We start from the raw sequence: 18101 nt of genomic DNA, 5'->3' as shown, positions 1-18101 counted from the left end.
ACCTTCTTTATTCCATCCATGTAGGACGATTAGTAATTTTAACTTTGTTACTCTTAAAGATAATCGTGTAAACGAAATATCTTACGGCATCCATTGCGTGGTCATTTTGCTTTATTGGCTTATCCTCCCCACGATCCATTGCTTTAGAATCCCATATATATGAACTAAATTCCTTAAGGGTATTCACACAAGAGGAATTAAACGCTATTTTTTCTTCGTTAAGGAGAGTACCAACAAAACGAATGCCATCTAGCACATCATTTTTTGCTTTTCTTATTTTGAAGTTTCGCTTCTTTAATTCGGCAATAAAAGAAGCAGCAGACGGATCCACAATCACTTCTTTAATACGGATGCCTTCGGTAAACTTCTGTAATTCATCAGCAAATTCACTATCGGTCTTTTGTTTCTTGCTATCACGTCCAGAATAATAGAATTCTTTTACGCAATACCAGATGCCATCTTTGCCTTTTTGCCACAACAAAAATACGGTAGCGTTCTGCGTACCGTAGTCAATACTTATATAATTATCGCCAAAAATAAAATCAATTAGTTTATTGTAGACATGCTTTGACTGATCAAACATATCGTAAATAACGCCTTCAGCAACTGTCCACAAACCAAGAATATATCGTTTGTAGAAGACTCCTGAATACATGCTGCGATATCTCTTCTTGATTGATTCATCTAAACTAAGGTTGTCATCCATCGTAAAGTGAAGATACACCAGATTTTTTTCTTTGATCTTGTCAATCCAATTCAGTTTGAACCAATGATATGGGCCATCTGGGTTGCAGTTGAACCAAAACTTTGAACCTTTCTCAGAACAACGTCCAGTCGCTTGGTTTACAAAAGATTCTGGCATAAGCGCTACTTCATCAAAGAACATGCCAGCTAATGTGATACCTTGAATCAAATCTTGAGACCGTTCATCTTTACCACCAAAAACATAGAAGTAATTGGTATTGCCTTTTTTAGTGACTTCCAGCATATTGTCAGCACGATGATCTTTATATCGGTATCCTCGTGATAGAAGCATAAGTTTAAGCCAAAAAAGTACATTCCGCCGAAACGAGCCGATTGTTTTGCCTGCCATCCCAAGGTTCTTGCTGTCAAATCTTGACATAGCCCACATGACATAAGATAAACACATTGAAATAGTTTTGCCTGAACGAATAGCACCATCGGCTATGATTCCATCTTTGTCTTTGACAGCGGACTTCTTGGTCCACCATGTAAGAATCATCTTCTGCTTTTTACTGAAAGGTTTGAACTTAAATACTGCCTGTTTTACTCTTCTGGCCATAGTTCTTCACCTTCAGATTCCAAAGCTTCCAGGAAACCATCATCTTCCATGTCAAACTCTTCGCTACCATCTTTATTCTTAGCAATAGCAGCAGTAATCTGCGCTTCTCTTAACCGATCGCCGCCAAGATATTTCATGAGTTCTGACATAGCTTTATGTTTGTCATACAGCTTTACTGAAACGCCGTCTTTGCCTTTCTTCACTTCTTGAATAAGGGAACCATCAACTGAATCCGAATCTTTTAATCGTACAAAAGAAACTGGGCCCTCGCTACCATCACTGAACTGAACTATTTCTTGTCCAAACTCTGTAAAATCAGTGATATCAGAAAAGGCTTGTTTCATATACTCTTGTATCAAATCCTTAGCATCAAGAAAAACATCTTGCTGTAATTCGGCTTTAAGACGATACAATTCTTCTTTTATTACCACATTTGACAACATACGATAACCATGAGAATTTGCTGTTGTGTAATCGCATTGGTAAGCTTTCTGATATGCCTTAGTAGCATTGAAACACTCTAGATAATAAAGACAAAACAGTTTTTGTTGCTCTGTTAGATCATCATTATCTATTACTGGTTGCACCTCTTTTTTGTGTGCAACCTTTTCTTTCTTGGTTGCACCCTTTTTTTCAGGAGGTGCATTCCACTTTCTAGACTTCCAAGATTTAATTGTATTGATAGATACATCATGTTTAGCGGCTATGTCTTTGTACTTCATGCCGTTTTGATAATCTATGTATGCTAACTCCCATTTCTGCACATTAACGCCGCCACCTTTCTATAAAAATCTGTTCAACCTCTCAACAATATGCGAATCACTCTTCCAACCATGCCCAACATATATCAGCCTATGCCGATCGATATACTCGTCACTAAACTGCCCACAGCATTCAAGCAACGTGTGCTTTGGTTTCAACTCCGCTTGTCGGATATTCTTATGCCTTAGTATTCCTACTGATAGTTGGATGTAATAGTAATGCATATCAGTCACCCCAACTCATATTCACGAACTTCATATTGATAAATAGAATTTTGTTCCGTTAATTGCTCAGCCGTTCGTACAGCATCTTCTTTACTTGCCATTATCGAATAGATGTCCACCATATCTCCGAATGGCTCGAATTCCGGTTGTGGAAAAGGATTATTGCATACTGCTCTAACTTTGAATCCCTTTTTAACGACTGCATAGACTTCTTGTCCATTAGATGCCATAAGCTTCTTCATGCGATTTTTCTTTTTCCATAACTCTTCCCACTTGTTCATGTCTTGGGTAACGTAGTAATGCCATTTCATTTGCATCCTGAGCAAAAGATACCTTACTTTATATGTCATAAGTCACCCTCAACCTTTCACTATCATATTCAAACAACTGCAGCACCTTCTTGCCCATCGTCCAACCGTTCTCGATCTCGTAGTTGTCATTCGGTTTAATTGTTCCTAATTGACGATGGATCACTCCTTGGTAGTCGTTCGTCTGTTGCGTGTGGAAATGACCAGTGATTATCTCCCTTGTTGTTGCATTACTCCATATATCGCTAAACTCAGTAGCGAACAACATCGGCAAATCTTTCCGCTTGCCATACTGCCCGTGAGTAATCATGATCGCCACGTCATCCAACATGAATGCTTGTCGATATTTGTTGTGTGCGTGCACTTGGATGTCTGGGTACTTGGCTTCTAGATATAGGAGAAACATATACTCGATAGATCCGCTGTGATTCCCTTCAGCGTGTTCCACAGTTACTTTCTTCGAATGTCTCACACACTCAGTAATCAACACATCAAAAAAGGAGCGAGCGTCTTTAATCGCTTGCTCCATGTCCACATCATCTAATTGTGTTCCAGCCATCGTGACTGACTTTTTGATTTGGCTGCTATGAAATAAATCTCCTAGCTGACCAATAACAATCTGCTTATAGCCTTTTGAGATAACTTCAATCATTCTTGCTAGCTTGTCTTGTAAATCCTCTAGCTTAGTGATGCCAAAATGCCAATCAGCCAAACCGATAAACAAGTTTCTCTCACCCGTCTTGATTGCGGTTAGTTTTACTGGCTCAATTGATTCGGTAAAAGATGCTAAGTTAAATCCTTTAGGTTTCGGTCTAACAACTATCTTTGATTGATAAAGCTGTATAAGTCCATCTACTCGGTTGTTCTGTTCCCAAATGTTGTTAGTCGCTTGGACCAGTTCCCAATTTTCGGGATCATACCCATGTGCTTGTAATACATAATTAGGATTCTTTGACTGTTCTTCAGTCATACGTAACTTGATAAGATTAGTCTGAGTACCATCTGATTTGATTTCTGTAGATACTACATTCTTCTTAGCCTTATCTGTTTGCTTAACACGCATATTCTTTTCGCTCGGTGGCAACTTCAACCTGGCACGTTTACTTCTAACGCTTGGCCATGAGAACTCTTTGCCGAACTCCTCTGACAGCATAGGCGCTATCTCTATATTTGTTAGTCCTTCATTTGCCAATTCCGACAATCGTTTGACCTGCTGTTCCGTCCATTTAGTAATGTCTGCCACCTCGCTTTTCTGCAAAATAAAAAGCCACTCGGAGTGAGTGACTTCTTAGATACTAACTATTCTTCTGAATAACCCTTAGGTTCTCTTCTAAACTTTCACTCAAGGAGTGGATAAAGTCCACTTCTCGAGGAAATATCAGTAGACCCTTCCTAACAATAACTTTATCATTAGGATGCGCCTTTAGATAAGCAACTAATTCTTTAGAAGCTTTCCTTAGTTTAAGCATTTGATTGTTCATGTAAATTCTCCTTTAATATATATAGTAACGGTTTATCCGTCCTATAATATATCCCCTCAAGAAGAATATCTTGTCCCATCGAGAATTACGAAACTAATTACTATCGCCCACAGAATAATTTTTACGTATCAAAAGGAGGTTGAATGCCGTTGTGCGTTTCTGCTTGTGGGCGATATCTGATAATACTATTTTACCCCTATTGACAGTGAGACAACTATACGTTTTTGTCTCAAATTAGTTAATTTCACCAATTCTTCTGCCAAAATCGAATAATACTTTTTGACGAATCCGATAAATTGTTGGCTTGCTATACCCATGCTTATCTCCAAAGGATTTCCAGTCCATCCAACTGTCTTCTCCCCAGTACTTGGTTTCAATCAAAACTCTAATATCCGCACTTTGATCGCTCAGAGTTTCCTTCACAGCTTTCTTCCACAGTTCTCGATTCATAATGTATGGATCGGACATTTCTTTTATTACTTGCGACTCAATCGGATTGCTCATGATATTACTTCGACCGCCACCGATATTTTCATCGACTTCTCGAAGCTTCAGCTCCTCTTTTCGAATAGCAATCTCTTTGTTATATGCATGGTAGTTAGCAAACTTTCTATCTAGCTCATTGATTAATGAATCATTCTTACTCAATCACTTGCCCTCCTAGCTCCTAAATTTTCCAATCAACCAAGTAATACACTCTATTATTCCGAATAGAAGACCTGATGCCTTAAAGCGCAATCTACTAGACTTATCTCTGATTTCAATTCCTGGTCCAAATATCAATAGCATCAAAACTATCACTTGAAAGTCTAACAATTATTTGCCCTCCATGGTTAATCTTGTCCCGCACATAGGACAGAAGGTAATCTCAAACTCTGCTGTGTAACCCGCATTATCAACTTCAGCTGTAACATGCATTGTATTGCCATTCACTCCAACTTCCACACAGTCGGTACGTCCTGACCACAGATAATCAGATCTATACAAAGTTTCCCTATTTCTTGGATCGGGTTTGCAGTACTCACACATTTACTTGCCCTCCTCATTGTCTTCCTTACCGAATATCACGCTTGCAACCACTGTCGCTACGACTGCGAGAAAAATCGCTACTGCAAAGTTCATCATTTATCCTCCGTTTACAAGATAGCTTTGATTTTCTTCAGCTGCTTTTTCTTGATTCTAGATTTCTTTGTCCTTCGATAAATTTGATGATATTTCTTGACCCTTGGATCTCTTGATTGTTTGATTTGAATATTTAGAACAGCTTCATCCATTGATGCACCAAAAGCTCTCAAAGCATCAGAAGCTTTTTTTACTATTTCTTTCCAGTCGTTGTATGCATTAATAAACATTTTTTGACTAGTTTCATCTGATGCCATCTTCATCCTCCCGCTTCCATCGCATCCCTGACTAACGGATCGTTGATAATAATCTTGTGCTTCATCTGCTCATGCTGCAGCTGCTGTTCTAGCTTCACGATTTGCTTTTGCTGGTCCACAATTGTATAGGATAGCCAACTCAAGCCAGCGATTGTCAGCAGTATTATGATGATGGATAGCCTAACATTTGTTTGGTTATTCCTGTTCTTAATCTGTGTCATCTATATATTGACCTTCTTCCAAAATACTATAAGCCGTAGTCCCATCTGCATTTTCAGTTTCTCCCAGACAGTCATCATCTAAAAAAGCAACATATCCTGTTGGATAGAGAGTCACACAATCTTTGTGATAATACTCATCATCCACTTCTATTACTTCATCATCCCAATTGAAATAGTCGGAACATGCTTTACATTTTTCCATAGTTACCTTATCCCTCCTGTTTGCTATTGCTGAAGATCCTTTAAAACTTGATGTAAAACCAACGATATTCTGTTGATCATGTCTTCGTCTTGATCCTCAAACCCAGCTTCATAAAAGATGGCGTGTGTCAGCTCATGTACAAAAGTTTGTTCTTTCCGGGCTTCTGACAATGTCTCAAGAACTTGAATTGTATTTTCATGATAGAGACAGACCCCTTGAAAGTTTCTGTCTCCATCAATTTCAACAAACGGCACTTCTTCAACTTTATATGTCATACCAGCTACTTTGATGCTATTTGGTATCATGTTTGCTAACCTCAAATCTTTTCCAAAGGAAATTGTCATCAACAACTAGTTTATGAATCAATTGACTTTCCGAACATACATCATGCATATCGATATTTTCTAACTCTGTATTGTGCTTTTCTTCTAGATCATTTACGTCGACTTTATAAAGTTCGATTACATCCTCCAAATTTTCGATATCTTCAGTATCTAGAATGTTTTTAATTTTAACTGATGCTTCTATTTCTTTGTCGTAGTATCCGTGTACTGTTCGAATGTTGCCTTGCTGATGAATTAAGGAAAATCTGTATCTTGGATCAAAATCTATAAATGTCATTTTTCCCCTCCGTTCATTTATCGCTGACGATTGCGGAAATAATTGTGTTGCCACATCCTCTCTTTACCATAGTTAAATTTTTAATGGTCTACTTTTAACATTGAATGATATACTTAAAAAAAGGAGTGATTGAAATGTGGCTTTTCAGTTTAGTTTGGTACATTTTCATTGGTTTTTGTTTATACTGGGTCATTAGACTTGCTGTAAAACACGGTATTAATGATTCAAAAAATTAAATTCTAATTTTTTACTACTCTTCCCTTAGAGTAGTTTTTTTATTTCGTCGGATAGATGACTAATCTTCTAGCAATATCATGTATCACTGGCACAGTAACCGAGTTGCCTGCTTGCTTATATAGTTGGCTATCGGAGTTAACTTCTTTTGCACGATCGAATGCCCAATCTGGGAATCCTTGCAGCCGCCAACATTCTCTAGGTGTTAGTTTTCGAATCTGAAATTCTTCTGTAACTACAGCTTGCTCTTTTCCTGTTAGTAAAGTATTGGCAATCCCCTTACCAACTCGCCCCCGTCTTGTTTCAGAATTTGGATGGCTGATATTGATTGAATCTCCTGGCAGGGCTTGTGCGTAACCTTGTGCAGTTGCTTCTTTTATTAAAATTGCGGCATCATGGTTCTGCGACTTAAGTGTTCTGCTTAGTCCAGGCAGCACACCACGACTAAACTTTTCGGAATCATTCGTATAAAGACCTCCGACAATCATGACGCCATGACGATCCTGGGCAGTGAGAGTAAACATTTCTTCACCATCACTTTTGAAGCGTCTACCTTTTTGTCGTTTTTCCAATCTGTTTGGTGTCAAAACAGGTATGGCTATTTTTTCTTCATGCTGTTTACGTTCAGCAACATACGTTCCTGTTCCTTGCGCTTCGATTCTCGTTGTGAGTGTATTGGCGTAAGCCTGTTGTCCTTGTAACTCAACAATCGTTCTGTCGATTCTTTCGAAAGGAAATACTTGCTCGGTACGTTCTCCTCTAAGATGTCCGATAATGAATACTCGCTCTCTGTTTTGTGGAACGTAGTCTTTAGAGTTATGCACTTCCCATTCCGCATCATACCCAAGTTCATCCAAGGCTCTGAGGATCGTCTCGAACGTAGCCCCTCCTTCGTGATTAAGCAGTCCTTTGACGTTCTCAAGGAATAAAAACCGTGGTCTGAGAATAGATGCGAACCTTGCAATCTCAAAGAAGAGAGTTCCTCTAGTATCCTCGAAACCTTGCCGCTTTCCAGCGATTGAGAAAGCCTGACACGGAAATCCTCCACAGATAATGTCGATATCTCCGATTCCTCGAATAAACTCATCTGAAATTGATGTGATGTCATGCATCTCCACCTCTCCTTCTGTATTATGAATAGCTTTATAACTTGCTCGAGCAAACTTATCTATTTCACAAAAGCCGACACATTCATGACCGGCTTGTTCCATTCCAAGACGGAAACCACCGATACCTGCGAACAGATCTAAAAATTTCATTTTCCGTCTCCTTTCTAGTTGGTTATTTTGGTGGATAGCTGACTTAATCAAGTAGTACCTATATCGACAATGTTGTATTCTTCGTTATATTCTAACCAAGGTTCTTCGCATACTTCCCCAACAACTGTTGTGGTAACTTTTGCATCAGATGGATAGTTTTTTAGTTCCTCAATTAGTTCAGCAACTGTCATTTCTTTCACTCCTATTCCGCTATTTCTGTCGTTACTAGAACTTCTTTCCGCCGTGTTTATATGGTCTGCTTTTGTTAAATTCATGCTTTTGCTCGATGATATCTTGCAAATCAATGCCGTACCTTTCGCACATGTCCATGATACGAATAACCACATCGGCAAGTTCAGAAGGCACGCCTTCAAGTTTGCTGTTTTCGCCTAGATAAGTTTCGTTAAGCTCGTGACCGTTCCGAGATTCTTCTAGCGCTTCTGACAATTCGGAATGGCAAAGAGCTATTAGCGTACCGAACTCTCTTTCTTCATCCCACCATCCATGCTTTACTGCATTCTCATGTACTTCGTTTTGTAATTGTTTAATTGTTTTCAAATTAATTCCTCCTAGTTGTGTATTTCTTCCGATTACTGACTCAATATCTCAACCGTTGCACCTGCGAAATTGCCTTTCTTCAAAGGTATCTGCAATCTGCATGCTCGATCCAATGTCCATTTGTTCAGCCCTGAAATCTCTGCGGCTTCACGCTGTGTGCTGAATTCTTTAACTTCTCCATCTGGAAAAGTAAACCTGACTGGCGTTGAGTTGTATCTATTCTGCTTTGGTCGATCGTAACTCTTTCCCCACAAAGCCTTTCTCAAAACTCTGATTTCGTCTTCATCAGCACCTGGCGTATTAACTAACCTTTCCAACCGATACAAATCTTCTTTGTTAACCATCATTCCACCCTCTTCATATCTCGCAATCTAACAACTGTCCGATCGCTGCCAAACGTCACAATAGCTGAGTTCTCAAGAACTTTGACACACACTGCTTTGAAAGGTGTTTTAAAAACGTTCGGTCACGCACCAATACTCGATGCCTGCTTTTACTCTACGTTGCTTTCTGACTACACGTGGCGGCGGGCTATACTTACCGTCTTTTACGCCTGTTACTGTGTCTGCTAGTTTCATTTGACTTCCTCCACTTCTCCTCCGAATTTATTTGCATGCGTTTGAGCTATATCGTAACTAGTAAATTCATATGCATTTTTATGGTTCCAAGTTGTCCTAATAGTGGAATCAGATGTGTCTCCTAGTGGCTCAATTAGATAAAGATTTCCAACTTTCACAATAAAATTTGGTTCTTTCTCTACTTCATATCCAAACATCCACGCTTTAGCAGTCAGCTCGTCATTTTCGTTGTCTACAACCCAATTTTGAAAATCTTCCGAGCTAACAACTTCACCATTTGAGATTTCATAACATCCATCCAGGCAATCAGCAAGTGTAGCTTTTTCTTTACATTGTTTGAGCCATATAGCTACAAAATTAGGCACCGTCACTTTTTGTTTTTCGTCTAACTGCTCAATCAACTCTCTAACCTTATCAATTTTTACGTATCGATCTTTTTCACCAGTGTTATGGTCGGTACACCACGCACCCCAAGCTTTTACACTATTAATCAATTCTTGTTTGTTCATCTTTACTTCTCCGTTCCATTTCCTCGGCTAGCCATTCTTGTTGCTTAAGCAATCTCTCGACATGGCTGTCGATCACTTTCTTTCTCCATACTAGGTCCTTATCCGACATGTTTCTGATTTGAATTTGAGTTGGTGTCATCTGCTCACCTCTCAAAATGGTAAATCATCATCGCTGATATCAATCGACGAGTTGCCAAATGGGTCTGCCGTTGCGCTGTTTGTATTTTGTTGGTTGCGAGTGTAATTATTCGTTTGACTATTTGAAACGCCGCTACCTTGTGTATTTTGGCTAGAATCGACTTTCTTGCTTTCTAGCAACTGGAAATTGTCTGCAATCACTTCGGTGACATAGACTTTTTGTCCTTGTTGGTTATCATAGGAACGTGTTTGAATCCGCCCTGTTACTCCGATCAATACGCCTTTTTTCGCATAGTTTGCTAATGTTTCAGCTGGCTTTCTCCAAATCACGCAGTTTATGAAATCCGCTTCCCGAGTCCCATCAGCACTTGTGAAGTTTCGGTTAACTGCTAGGGTAAAGGTTGCAACTCCTGTGCCACTAGTCGTGTATCTCAAATCTGGATCTTTCGTTAGTCTTCCGACTAGTACAATGTTGTTTATCATTTTTCTTCCTCCAACCATTTTTCTAAATCTTTTATGAGTTCTTTTACTTTTGGTTTGCTAAGTGGTGCAGCGATATATCCATAACCTACGGTAAACGTGAGTGTTTTATAGTGTTCACCTTGATCATCGTCATTGATTCTCAATGGATTCCTACCACGTATTTCATACGTCTTTCTCATTCTGCTTCCTCCAATTCAATTTCAATTCTCGGGCAATCCTTATCTACTTCAAATCGATGTTCAAAGTTGGCAACCTCGCCCCATCCATCATTTGCGATCACTCTTGCTTCAATCATTCCGTCCAAGATAAACTTGATCCCGAATGCCACGTTGTCTTTATCCTTGCGCTTGTTTTTGCAGTACCAAGTGATTTTCAAGTTGATCGGCGTTGTCACTCTCAGGCCTGCCGCTTTCGCCATCAAGAATGCATAGCAACATTTTTCCGTGTTCTCCTTTTTTAACTTGGCTCCTGCATATCGGTTTGTCCGTTGGCTATTGATGAATTTGTTTAAGTCTGTTAGTTCTCCTGGTATCGTAATCAACATGTTTTTGTTAAATTGCATCTCGTTTATCCAACAGGTCTAACGTTATGACCGCTATATCCCTTTCTGTTAGCTTTAGCTCATGCGCAACCTCTGTCGGTTTCATTCCTGAATCTAATAAAGCCGCTGCCTTTGCTAACGTTCTTTTTGGAAAATCAAAGCGCCATCCATCTAAGCAAATAACTTTTTCCATATTACTTACCTCCATTTTTCAAGTTAATGTATAGTTGTTGAGCTTCCGACCAAAGTTCATCTGTAGTGGCTTGGAGAAAGTTTTTGCCGAAATGGTTATTCTTAACAAGCCTTTCACTTATTAGGTAATGGCGGTATACAAGCATAAACGTTCTAAATTTTGCTTCTGCACCTTTCGCTTCGGTATCTCCTGTTTCTTTGACGTAACCAGTCATCGACTCAAGAGGAAATCTCATAAGTTCCTGTTGATCAGGGGGGAGCAGACTGTAAATAAGTTTTACTGGCTTACTAAAATCCTTCTTCGTCTCCGACATCTTCTAAAAACCCCCTTAGATCCTCTTCTGTGACATTCGGTTTATTCCTTGTGTAATTAGTTGGTTTCTTTGCCCAATCTGGCAAAGTTTCGCGTCTAGCCTTTTGAGGAGAAGGAGTTTTCGGCGCTAAATCATATTGATCCTTATAGCGCTCATCTCTAATCCATCTAAAAAACTCTTGGGGATGATACCAATCATTCAAATTTATATAAGCCAAGTAATTTGAAAAACCAGTCTCAAATTGGTCAAGTAAACTCTGATTTGTTATCTTCTTCTTGAACTGTTCTTTGGCTTTTTTCTTTTGGGTCTTTTTCGGATACCTTGCCCAAAATTGTTCGAAACTGTCTATATACAATTCAGTACTTGGTATCTGTAAGTCATTAGTAAAAGAATAAGTACTTAGTAGCTTCCGATTTTCTACTTCTTGGTTTTCTACTTCTTGAAAATCGGTAAGTGGTGAACTTGTTGTTAAATCAACGTTTTCTCTAATCTCAGTTCGCCATTCGATGATTTTTCCAGATTCATTCCTAACAGGAAACCTGCGCACATATCCTTTTTCAGTTAATTCAGTCCATCCACTTCTAAAACTGGCTTTCTTATCGGTAGCATGTTCAATCAATTCTTCTAAATAAATTACCCAATCATCTGGAAGGCTAAGGACATAACACATGATTCCTTTTGCTTTCCAACTAATGTCATTACGTCTGAGTATTTCGTTATGAATAATTGAGTAGTTATTTGTCTTTGATTGTCGAAATATTTGAGTTCTTGTTTCTGCCAACTCCTTATCCTCCAATCCTAAATTTTTTTATTTCTTCCTGTTTCAATTTGATCCCGATAACGTGATACTTATTCTTAAACTCTGAAATCCCCATTTGGTGCTTCTCGGTATGATGGATTCTGCAAAGTGCTGCAAAAGTAAATTTTGTGTGATCTACTTCTTTCCGCTTTCGTCTTCCCAAAGCTTTGTCAAAGTGATCGATGTCAGCGTTCTTTTTACCGCAAATGCAGCAAGTCCTGTTTGTCACACACTTATAGAAAAAGTACTGCTCATTTTGTGGCGGAATCTCATAGCCTTCACGAAACGGAATGTCATTTGCGAAGATAAAGTCTAGTATCAATTCATCTAATGTTGAGACTTCATCGACTGTGTTCTCCGAATGATTCGACAAGCTGATGTTCTTCCCTGTGAAGTACCGAAATTGCCAATAGAACACGTCTTTAAGGCTCTCTAATGGTTCGCCAGTGTAAATGTATATATCTTGCATTAAAGCGAATGTAAAGCGTCTCTGTTCGACTGTGAACCCTCGTGGGTCTTTGATGAATATTTCCGCTTGTCGCTCACCGTCATATCCATCAAATATTGTTTTGAGTCGTTCGATGTTTAGTTCATCTTTAAGTTCTAGCATCAGGTGATTACCTTCTACTTTTGTTATTTTCGCTAGATACGAAAGGTTATTCATTTACATCACTTCCACTTTTATTCCTTCACCAGTGATAAATTTGTTTAATGCAGTTAGTTGTTCATGCGTTCCTGTTAGTCGCAATTCAACTATTTCAAACTCTTCAATTTCTTGATGTTGTATATTTGGTGAATCTTCTAAAATCTCGCCCGTTTCTTGGTCAATGACGTTATTGTCAATTTGTCGCTCCTTGAGTTCTTTCATGGCTTGCTCATATTCAGCTTGGGCTTGCTGTTCTTTGATTTCACGCTCTTCTCGTTCCCGTTTAGCGACCACAGTCGCATCAATTTGCTTCATCAAGTCGGATGCGAATAATCCATTCTCGATCTGCGCTACCCACGATTCTGGCTCAAGTCCTACTGCTTTAGCATAGTTGCCAATGATAGCTTTATCATTTTCAATTCGTTTGTTAGCATCAGCAATTTGTTTCATTTGGAAAGTAACTTCTTCTAACGTTTTTTTGTTCAACTCGCCCTTAGTAGTGAAGTTCCCCTTATTTAGCCATGATGGATTAATAGTTAATTCCGATGAATCGATTCCGTAGTTAGGAGAAATTTCTTCAATAGTCGAAACCAACTTATCAAGCCGTTTAGCTTTTTCCAACTCTTCAAAAGTAGAAATGCTCTCATTGATTCCCTCGCTGACTAACTTAATTTGATTCGTGTAACCATTGATTTTCGTTTCAAACTCTTTCAATGGTTTACTGTATTCCTTCTTAACAGCCTTGCGTTGATCGTCTAGCAACCTAGCAACTTTGTTTAGATCGGCTTTTGCTTGCTTCGCTTCTGGAATATTGTCGTCAGTGAAAACCAAAGTTCCATAACGAGCGATAGTCGCATCCACCAACTCTTTCAGCTTGGCTTCATTGTTGATCGTGATTTGGCTTGGCGTGAAATCTACGTTAAATTCAAGTTGAGTAGTTAAATCGGTCGTCATTGCGCATTCCCCCAATTGATATCATTTTGCTTTTGTTCAACGGACTTGCTTTCTTGTGCGTTCTTTTCATAGCTCTGCTTCCACTTAATGAGTTGAGCCATAGCGCTACTGAATAGATTTACTGGCAATTGATCAAGAGCAGTAACCTTTGCTGCTTCAGCCAATTTATTTTGGATTATTGATAGCTCAGCACCAGCCAATTCAGCGACTTTTCTAGCTTCGTCATTCAAAGCAGCCAGCTGTTTTCCGTCAATCAGCTTAGGCGGCTGGATAGATTCTTGTTTTCTTTGGAATGAATCTGGATCGTCTTTGTCTGTCGCAATGTTGAAAAACTTCAGTAAGAAATACTTTTCGCCGTAGGTTAAGGCTTTACCTACTCCTTTTTCCCCAGCAATATCAACACCTTGTGCATACCAAGCGCTATCGACAAAGTCATTTTTGTCATCAATATTCTGCCAGCGCATATTCATTTCTAATTCAGTAAAATAAGTAGCTCGTTCTTTCTGGTTTTCTTTACTTCCGATTAGCTCAACTCGTTCATTGAGTTTGTGATTAGTAATGGAAGGAATTAATAAAAGCCCAGCATCGTTGATAGCACTGTGCAACGCCCCTAACACATCACTAGACCCCACATATTGGAACTGATTACCAGATTTCTCTTTCTTCAAATAAGAAATCGATTTTCTGACTTCTGCTAAACGCTGATAAACATTTTTCTCACTCAACTACAACGCCTCCTTCAATTTCTCGATTACTTGCTCTAACCCTTGAATCAGTTCTTCTCGACCAAATTCAGCTGATTCTTCGATAGTTTCAAATTGTTTACGGACAACCTCGTTGTCACTGTCCTGATAAACACCTACTCGATCGTTCTTCTTATCAATATCGAAAACGATTGATCCATAAGGTTTGAATGCGTCAATTAGATGAATACACCCGATTGTGTCGATTGCTATTCTCATGGTATAATCTCCTTAGATGAATTTTTGTTAAGACTCTATGCTTGCCGGCCGGAGTCTTTTTTTGCGTCCATTTTCGCTTGGGCTTCGTAGTAGATTTCTTTCCAATCAAGTGTGCGATAGTATAGGTCAAGCACTTCTACTCTAGTCATTTCTTCACCGTCTTTGATCGTAATTCAAATACTGCTTCGTCATAAATCATTAGCAGCAACATTGCGACACAAGGGAATCCGATGACTAGCCACGTTGGTGGTTCTGATGAAAGCAATGCTCCCAATGCGAAGATCACAAGAATAAATGTTGTGCGTCTGATCCAGTAGATTTTCTTCATGCTGACTCCTCCTTGAAGTATCGATCGATTAAAGCAATCGCTTCTTCTCTTGTCGAGACGGTGTGTTGCATTGTCGATCCGTTTGTTTCTACTGAGATAGTGATTTCTGTTACCATGTGGTTCCTCCTTTGGTATAATTGTTAAAAAAATGGTGGTGCTTACTTTGTCAATAGAATTGATACTTGCATTAATAGGTTCTATCACTGGAATGTCCAGCCTTTTGATACAGCTGTTTGAATACTTGAGAAACAAACCAAACATGTCTGTACATTTAGATGAGGATTCACCTTCGTTTTATATAAAAACTGCAGTACAACCTTCTGAAATTTCTGATTTCTATAAAAACTCAACTAAATATGTTGGTAAAGTAAACTTTGTAATCGAAAATAGTAAACCATCTGCTTTTACTATTTATAAAATCAAATTAAGATCAACGAACGCTTCATTAGATGTTTCTGACGATATATTTAAAGTTCAGACTTTTGTTGTAAAAAAAACAGAAGGGTTAATAACAACCAATAAGATGTATCGGTCAAATGAATTGTTCAGAGAACCATGTCGAATCGATTCATATGATTTAAATTCATTTTGTTTGGAATTCGCTATTTATGAGCCAATGAACGTAAACGGTAATTTAAAAGTTATAATTGACATTTTCACTGCTGGAAAAAAACTTTCCTTCCCTGTTTATCTAAACGAAATTCATAGGTAATACCCTTTTCACACTCGACTATCAAAGTTATATTTATTGGTGATTCTTTTATGTTTTTAGCTTTATCAACTAATTCTTTTAGAAAATCTTCGTAACTAACATTCATCCTAGCCCCTCCTTCCGTGTGGGGTTATTTTTAATCCAAAAGATCCATTTGAGGATAGTAACCCTCTGCAGTTAATAAGTTGTAAATGAAGACACGACCTTTTTGCGTCCATTTAGTATTCATCACAACTTTTACGCCGCCATCAGCTTTTGGAATCTCGCTTGTGTGCGATTTTGTGTATCCTTGGTTCATGTGTTTGCGGTACAGAATCCATTGACCACTGACTTTATGCTGAACACCTAACTCATTAAGCAATTTATTCAGTGCGATTGCCGACATTCCGTAATCTGCTGCGATTTGAGAAGTTGCTACTGTATCAGTTGATGACAGGATCATATCTAGGTAACTGATTTTCGGTTCATATTCAGCGATTTGCTGTTCAAGCAGTTGGTTCTTTTCTTCTAGGTCAGCTGCTAGTCGCAATGCCTGAGCGAAACTTTGAGGAACGTTTGTGTAGCTACCTGTTTTTCTGATTGTTGGAAGGACTTCGCTTGTTACCCAACGTTTGAATTTTTTTGCTGATGGCAAATTGCTACCAAAAATCAAATCATAAACTCCACTTTCGTTTATTAAAGTTGGATACTGGTTCCTTCCCAATTTATCTTTAAAAGATGGGGTGGTGTTTTGGCGCCCTATGATTTTGTCTTCGTTTTCAACGTGTTGTTTTAAAGCGTTGTTCGAATCTTTGAACCCTAACGTTGTTGCAACATCTTTGCCTACAAAATATGGCTCGTCATTTACTAAGATTGTCCGAACTTCATTTTGTTCGAAATTAAAAATTTGTGGTGTGCTCATCTTGCTTCCTCCTCTTTATGCAACCTCTGAAGGTTTCAATTTTTTTGATCTATAACGGTTAGCTTCTTTCCATTTCAAATACCAAAGGAATGTTCCAAGATGAATCCAAGTTACGCTATGGGTTGGTTTTAAAACTCCTTCTTTGAATTCAGGAATACTCTCCATCTCTTTTTGATACGTATTTAAAGTAGTACGAGATAACCCATTGAAACGAATCATTAAATCCTCACGCCTATCCCATTCAGAAATCGAAGTCTTATCCTTAGCCATTTTGATTAATTCCGGAATAGTTGGTTTTTTCATTTTTTTCATCCTTCCTATTCTTGATTTTCTTTTTCTAATAGCATCTCAATCGAAACGTTCAAGTAATTAGATACTTTCAACAACTTTTCAGCCGAAGGCATCGATTTATTCCACTTAGAAATATATGAGGAGCTAAATCCTAAATCCTTCTCCATTTTGTTAATAGAAACATCCTTTTGTAATGCAAGTTTTTTTATTTTTTCATACAACAATCCAAACCCTCCCTTCTATTAGAATATTTTCTAAAAACCTATTGACATAACTCGGAAAATATTCCATAATAAAGGCACAACGAAATAAGCGTATGCCACCAAACATTATCGCTATTTCATCCACTGTTACGTGGGTTATTTTGTGTACCTTTGTCTCACACACATAATATATCACGGAATATTTTCCACGTCAACAGAAAAATACGAAAAATTTTCCGAGGTGTAAAAATGGACGTTTTGGGTAAAATAAAAGAGCTGGCTAAACAGAGGAATATTAGCCTTGCTGAGTTGGAAAGGCGCACCGGGTTATCAAGCGGTTCAATTACTAAATGGGGAAAAAGCGCTCCATCTGTAGACAAATTAGCGAAAATCGCTGAATATTTCCATGTGTCAACTGATTATCTTTTAGGAAGAACAGATAACCCACACATGGGTATGTCCGAAAAACAAAAAGAATTGACCATAGAAGAAGCATTAAAATCTGTTATGAGTTATAACGGGAAAGAAGTTTCGGAAAATGACCGTCAAGTTTTAGAGAGGATTGCAAAAGCATACTTGGACGGAAAAATATAAGAGGGTGTTTGTTTGGATGCTCAGATTTTAGAAATTGTTGAAAAGTTGAACATAACAATAGTTTATGATGAATTTTTGGAAGATCATGGGAAATATCTACCAATTGTAAATATAATTGTATTGAATAGTAAGTTAAATGATTTTGATACGAAGAAGGCTTTACTTCATGAATTAGGGCATGCTTGTGAAGATCAAGATAATTATGAGCTTTATAAACTCTCATTTGTCTTAAAGTCGAAAATGGAATATGCTGCAGATAGATTTATGATAAGCTACTTCACCAGCGAATACGATGACATTTATAATTATAGTCAATTAATAGAAGAATTTAGTATTGGGATGGGCTACGATGTTAAATATGCTAGATAAAAATACCCCTATCAAAGGACCAGCTTCGATAAGGG

At 38.3% G+C, this 18101-nt stretch carries 34 protein-coding genes; 3 read left to right on the top strand and 31 right to left on the bottom strand.

What is annotated here, in order from left to right:
- Positions 1-7: 7 nt before the first annotated feature.
- From IGJ17_RS04200 to IGJ17_RS04065, 28 genes are all read right to left on the bottom strand, one after another.
- On the bottom strand, positions 8-1303 hold the full coding sequence (locus IGJ17_RS04200; RefSeq protein WP_429961125.1) for a PBSX family phage terminase large subunit: 1296 nt from the start codon (positions 1301-1303) through the stop codon (positions 8-10).
- The gene (locus IGJ17_RS04195) at positions 1288-2067 is read right to left on the bottom strand and encodes a terminase small subunit (RefSeq protein WP_429961124.1); all 780 of its coding nucleotides are present in this window, start codon (positions 2065-2067) and stop codon (positions 1288-1290) included. Before IGJ17_RS04195 ends, IGJ17_RS04200 begins: the two co-directional genes overlap by 16 nt.
- Before the next feature lie 227 nt (positions 2068-2294).
- Positions 2295-2639 carry a hypothetical protein gene (locus IGJ17_RS04190; RefSeq protein ID WP_429961123.1) on the bottom strand — a complete coding sequence of 115 codons (345 nt, stop codon included), beginning with the start codon at positions 2637-2639 and terminating at the stop codon, positions 2295-2297.
- Positions 2629-3840: a helix-turn-helix domain-containing protein gene (locus IGJ17_RS04185; RefSeq protein ID WP_429961122.1), complete on the bottom strand. Its 1212-nt coding sequence runs from the start codon at positions 3838-3840 to the stop codon at positions 2629-2631. The genes IGJ17_RS04190 and IGJ17_RS04185 overlap by 11 nt, the downstream gene beginning before the upstream one ends.
- 52 nt (positions 3841-3892) lie before the next feature.
- Positions 3893-4078 carry a hypothetical protein gene (locus IGJ17_RS04180; protein WP_207490761.1) on the bottom strand — a complete coding sequence of 62 codons (186 nt, stop codon included), beginning with the start codon at positions 4076-4078 and terminating at the stop codon, positions 3893-3895.
- A gap of 234 nt (positions 4079-4312) precedes the next feature.
- Entirely contained in the window at positions 4313-4726 is a 414-nt protein-coding gene (locus tag IGJ17_RS04175) for a hypothetical protein (RefSeq protein ID WP_113849809.1), read from the bottom strand.
- A gap of 488 nt (positions 4727-5214) precedes the next feature.
- Positions 5215-5457, bottom strand: a complete 243-nt coding sequence (locus IGJ17_RS04170; RefSeq protein WP_429961121.1) for a hypothetical protein — start codon at positions 5455-5457, stop codon at positions 5215-5217.
- Positions 5458-5459: 2 nt separating this feature from the next.
- A complete protein-coding gene (locus IGJ17_RS04165; protein ID WP_429961120.1) occupies positions 5460-5678 on the bottom strand; it encodes a hypothetical protein in 219 nt (72 codons plus the stop codon).
- Positions 5665-5880, bottom strand: a complete 216-nt coding sequence (locus IGJ17_RS04160) for a hypothetical protein (protein WP_429961119.1) — start codon at positions 5878-5880, stop codon at positions 5665-5667. Before IGJ17_RS04160 ends, IGJ17_RS04165 begins: the two co-directional genes overlap by 14 nt.
- Positions 5881-5903: 23 nt before the next feature.
- A complete protein-coding gene (locus IGJ17_RS04155; protein ID WP_429961118.1) occupies positions 5904-6185 on the bottom strand; it encodes a hypothetical protein in 282 nt (93 codons plus the stop codon).
- The gene (locus IGJ17_RS04150; RefSeq protein WP_429961117.1) at positions 6172-6501 is read right to left on the bottom strand and encodes a hypothetical protein; all 330 of its coding nucleotides are present in this window, start codon (positions 6499-6501) and stop codon (positions 6172-6174) included. Before IGJ17_RS04150 ends, IGJ17_RS04155 begins: the two co-directional genes overlap by 14 nt.
- Before the next feature lie 275 nt (positions 6502-6776).
- A complete protein-coding gene (gene dcm, locus IGJ17_RS04145) occupies positions 6777-7994 on the bottom strand; it encodes a DNA (cytosine-5-)-methyltransferase (RefSeq protein WP_429961116.1) in 1218 nt (405 codons plus the stop codon).
- A gap of 47 nt (positions 7995-8041) precedes the next feature.
- On the bottom strand, positions 8042-8185 hold the full coding sequence (locus tag IGJ17_RS04140; RefSeq protein ID WP_429961115.1) for a hypothetical protein: 144 nt from the start codon (positions 8183-8185) through the stop codon (positions 8042-8044).
- Between the two features lie 34 nt (positions 8186-8219).
- Positions 8220-8552: a hypothetical protein gene (locus IGJ17_RS04135; RefSeq protein WP_429961114.1), complete on the bottom strand. Its 333-nt coding sequence runs from the start codon at positions 8550-8552 to the stop codon at positions 8220-8222.
- Between the two features lie 32 nt (positions 8553-8584).
- Positions 8585-8899 (bottom strand): hypothetical protein, encoded by a 315-nt coding sequence (locus IGJ17_RS04130; RefSeq protein WP_429961113.1) that lies wholly within the window; start codon positions 8897-8899, stop codon positions 8585-8587.
- Positions 8900-9004: 105 nt separating this feature from the next.
- Positions 9005-9130 (bottom strand): hypothetical protein, encoded by a 126-nt coding sequence (locus tag IGJ17_RS04125; RefSeq protein WP_429961112.1) that lies wholly within the window; start codon positions 9128-9130, stop codon positions 9005-9007.
- Entirely contained in the window at positions 9127-9639 is a 513-nt protein-coding gene (locus IGJ17_RS04120) for a DUF1642 domain-containing protein (RefSeq protein WP_429961111.1), read from the bottom strand. Before IGJ17_RS04120 ends, IGJ17_RS04125 begins: the two co-directional genes overlap by 4 nt.
- Positions 9640-9789: 150 nt before the next feature.
- Positions 9790-10260 carry a single-stranded DNA-binding protein gene (gene ssb, locus IGJ17_RS04115; protein ID WP_429961110.1) on the bottom strand — a complete coding sequence of 157 codons (471 nt, stop codon included), beginning with the start codon at positions 10258-10260 and terminating at the stop codon, positions 9790-9792.
- Complete coding sequence (locus IGJ17_RS04110) at positions 10257-10439, bottom strand: hypothetical protein (RefSeq protein WP_103299961.1); 183 nt, start codon at positions 10437-10439, stop codon at positions 10257-10259. The genes ssb and IGJ17_RS04110 overlap by 4 nt, the downstream gene beginning before the upstream one ends.
- A complete protein-coding gene (locus IGJ17_RS04105; RefSeq protein WP_429961109.1) occupies positions 10436-10822 on the bottom strand; it encodes a RusA family crossover junction endodeoxyribonuclease in 387 nt (128 codons plus the stop codon). The genes IGJ17_RS04110 and IGJ17_RS04105 overlap by 4 nt, the downstream gene beginning before the upstream one ends.
- Entirely contained in the window at positions 10812-10994 is a 183-nt protein-coding gene (locus IGJ17_RS04100; protein ID WP_270286842.1) for a hypothetical protein, read from the bottom strand. The genes IGJ17_RS04105 and IGJ17_RS04100 overlap by 11 nt, the downstream gene beginning before the upstream one ends.
- Position 10995: 1 nt before the next feature.
- A complete protein-coding gene (locus tag IGJ17_RS04095; protein WP_429961108.1) occupies positions 10996-11307 on the bottom strand; it encodes a hypothetical protein in 312 nt (103 codons plus the stop codon).
- Positions 11282-12088 (bottom strand): hypothetical protein, encoded by an 807-nt coding sequence (locus tag IGJ17_RS04090; RefSeq protein WP_429961107.1) that lies wholly within the window; start codon positions 12086-12088, stop codon positions 11282-11284. The genes IGJ17_RS04095 and IGJ17_RS04090 overlap by 26 nt, the downstream gene beginning before the upstream one ends.
- 4 nt (positions 12089-12092) lie before the next feature.
- On the bottom strand, positions 12093-12770 hold the full coding sequence (locus IGJ17_RS04085; protein ID WP_429961106.1) for a putative HNHc nuclease: 678 nt from the start codon (positions 12768-12770) through the stop codon (positions 12093-12095).
- Entirely contained in the window at positions 12771-13706 is a 936-nt protein-coding gene (locus IGJ17_RS04080; RefSeq protein WP_429961105.1) for a DUF1351 domain-containing protein, read from the bottom strand.
- On the bottom strand, positions 13703-14431 hold the full coding sequence (locus IGJ17_RS04075) for an ERF family protein (RefSeq protein ID WP_429961104.1): 729 nt from the start codon (positions 14429-14431) through the stop codon (positions 13703-13705). Before IGJ17_RS04075 ends, IGJ17_RS04080 begins: the two co-directional genes overlap by 4 nt.
- Positions 14432-14668, bottom strand: coding sequence for a hypothetical protein (locus tag IGJ17_RS04070; protein ID WP_194199767.1), 237 nt, complete (start codon positions 14666-14668; stop codon positions 14432-14434).
- 145 nt (positions 14669-14813) lie between these two features.
- Positions 14814-14996, bottom strand: coding sequence for a hypothetical protein (locus tag IGJ17_RS04065; protein ID WP_194199766.1), 183 nt, complete (start codon positions 14994-14996; stop codon positions 14814-14816).
- Positions 14997-15159: 163 nt separating this feature from the next.
- On the opposite strand from IGJ17_RS04065, the gene IGJ17_RS04060 reads away from it, so the two are divergent.
- Positions 15160-15708, top strand: coding sequence for a hypothetical protein (locus tag IGJ17_RS04060; protein WP_429961103.1), 549 nt, complete (start codon positions 15160-15162; stop codon positions 15706-15708).
- Between the two features lie 136 nt (positions 15709-15844).
- Here the strand turns inward: IGJ17_RS04060 and IGJ17_RS04055 are convergent, their stop codons facing one another.
- Genes IGJ17_RS04055 through IGJ17_RS04045 form a run of 3 tightly spaced genes read right to left on the bottom strand, consistent with a single transcriptional unit; the run spans position 15845 to position 17124 of the window.
- A complete protein-coding gene (locus IGJ17_RS04055) occupies positions 15845-16609 on the bottom strand; it encodes a phage antirepressor KilAC domain-containing protein (RefSeq protein ID WP_413127019.1) in 765 nt (254 codons plus the stop codon).
- A gap of 15 nt (positions 16610-16624) precedes the next feature.
- Entirely contained in the window at positions 16625-16912 is a 288-nt protein-coding gene (locus tag IGJ17_RS04050; protein WP_271814913.1) for a hypothetical protein, read from the bottom strand.
- Positions 16913-16926: 14 nt separating this feature from the next.
- Complete coding sequence (locus tag IGJ17_RS04045; protein ID WP_081131779.1) at positions 16927-17124, bottom strand: helix-turn-helix domain-containing protein; 198 nt, start codon at positions 17122-17124, stop codon at positions 16927-16929.
- A 228-nt stretch (positions 17125-17352) separates the two neighbouring features.
- Between IGJ17_RS04045 and IGJ17_RS04040 the strand changes: the two genes are divergently transcribed.
- Both IGJ17_RS04040 and IGJ17_RS04035 read left to right on the top strand, forming a co-directional pair.
- On the top strand, positions 17353-17697 hold the full coding sequence (locus tag IGJ17_RS04040; RefSeq protein WP_195971956.1) for a helix-turn-helix domain-containing protein: 345 nt from the start codon (positions 17353-17355) through the stop codon (positions 17695-17697).
- Positions 17698-17709: 12 nt separating this feature from the next.
- Positions 17710-18066, top strand: coding sequence for an ImmA/IrrE family metallo-endopeptidase (locus IGJ17_RS04035; protein ID WP_123834873.1), 357 nt, complete (start codon positions 17710-17712; stop codon positions 18064-18066).
- Positions 18067-18101: the final 35 nt, after the last annotated feature.

This window comes from Enterococcus sp. DIV1096b (assembly GCF_050498765.1).
Lineage (GTDB): Bacteria > Bacillota > Bacilli > Lactobacillales > Enterococcaceae > Enterococcus_D > Enterococcus_D entomosocium.
This window is presented reverse-complemented; position numbering and strand designations above follow the sequence as displayed.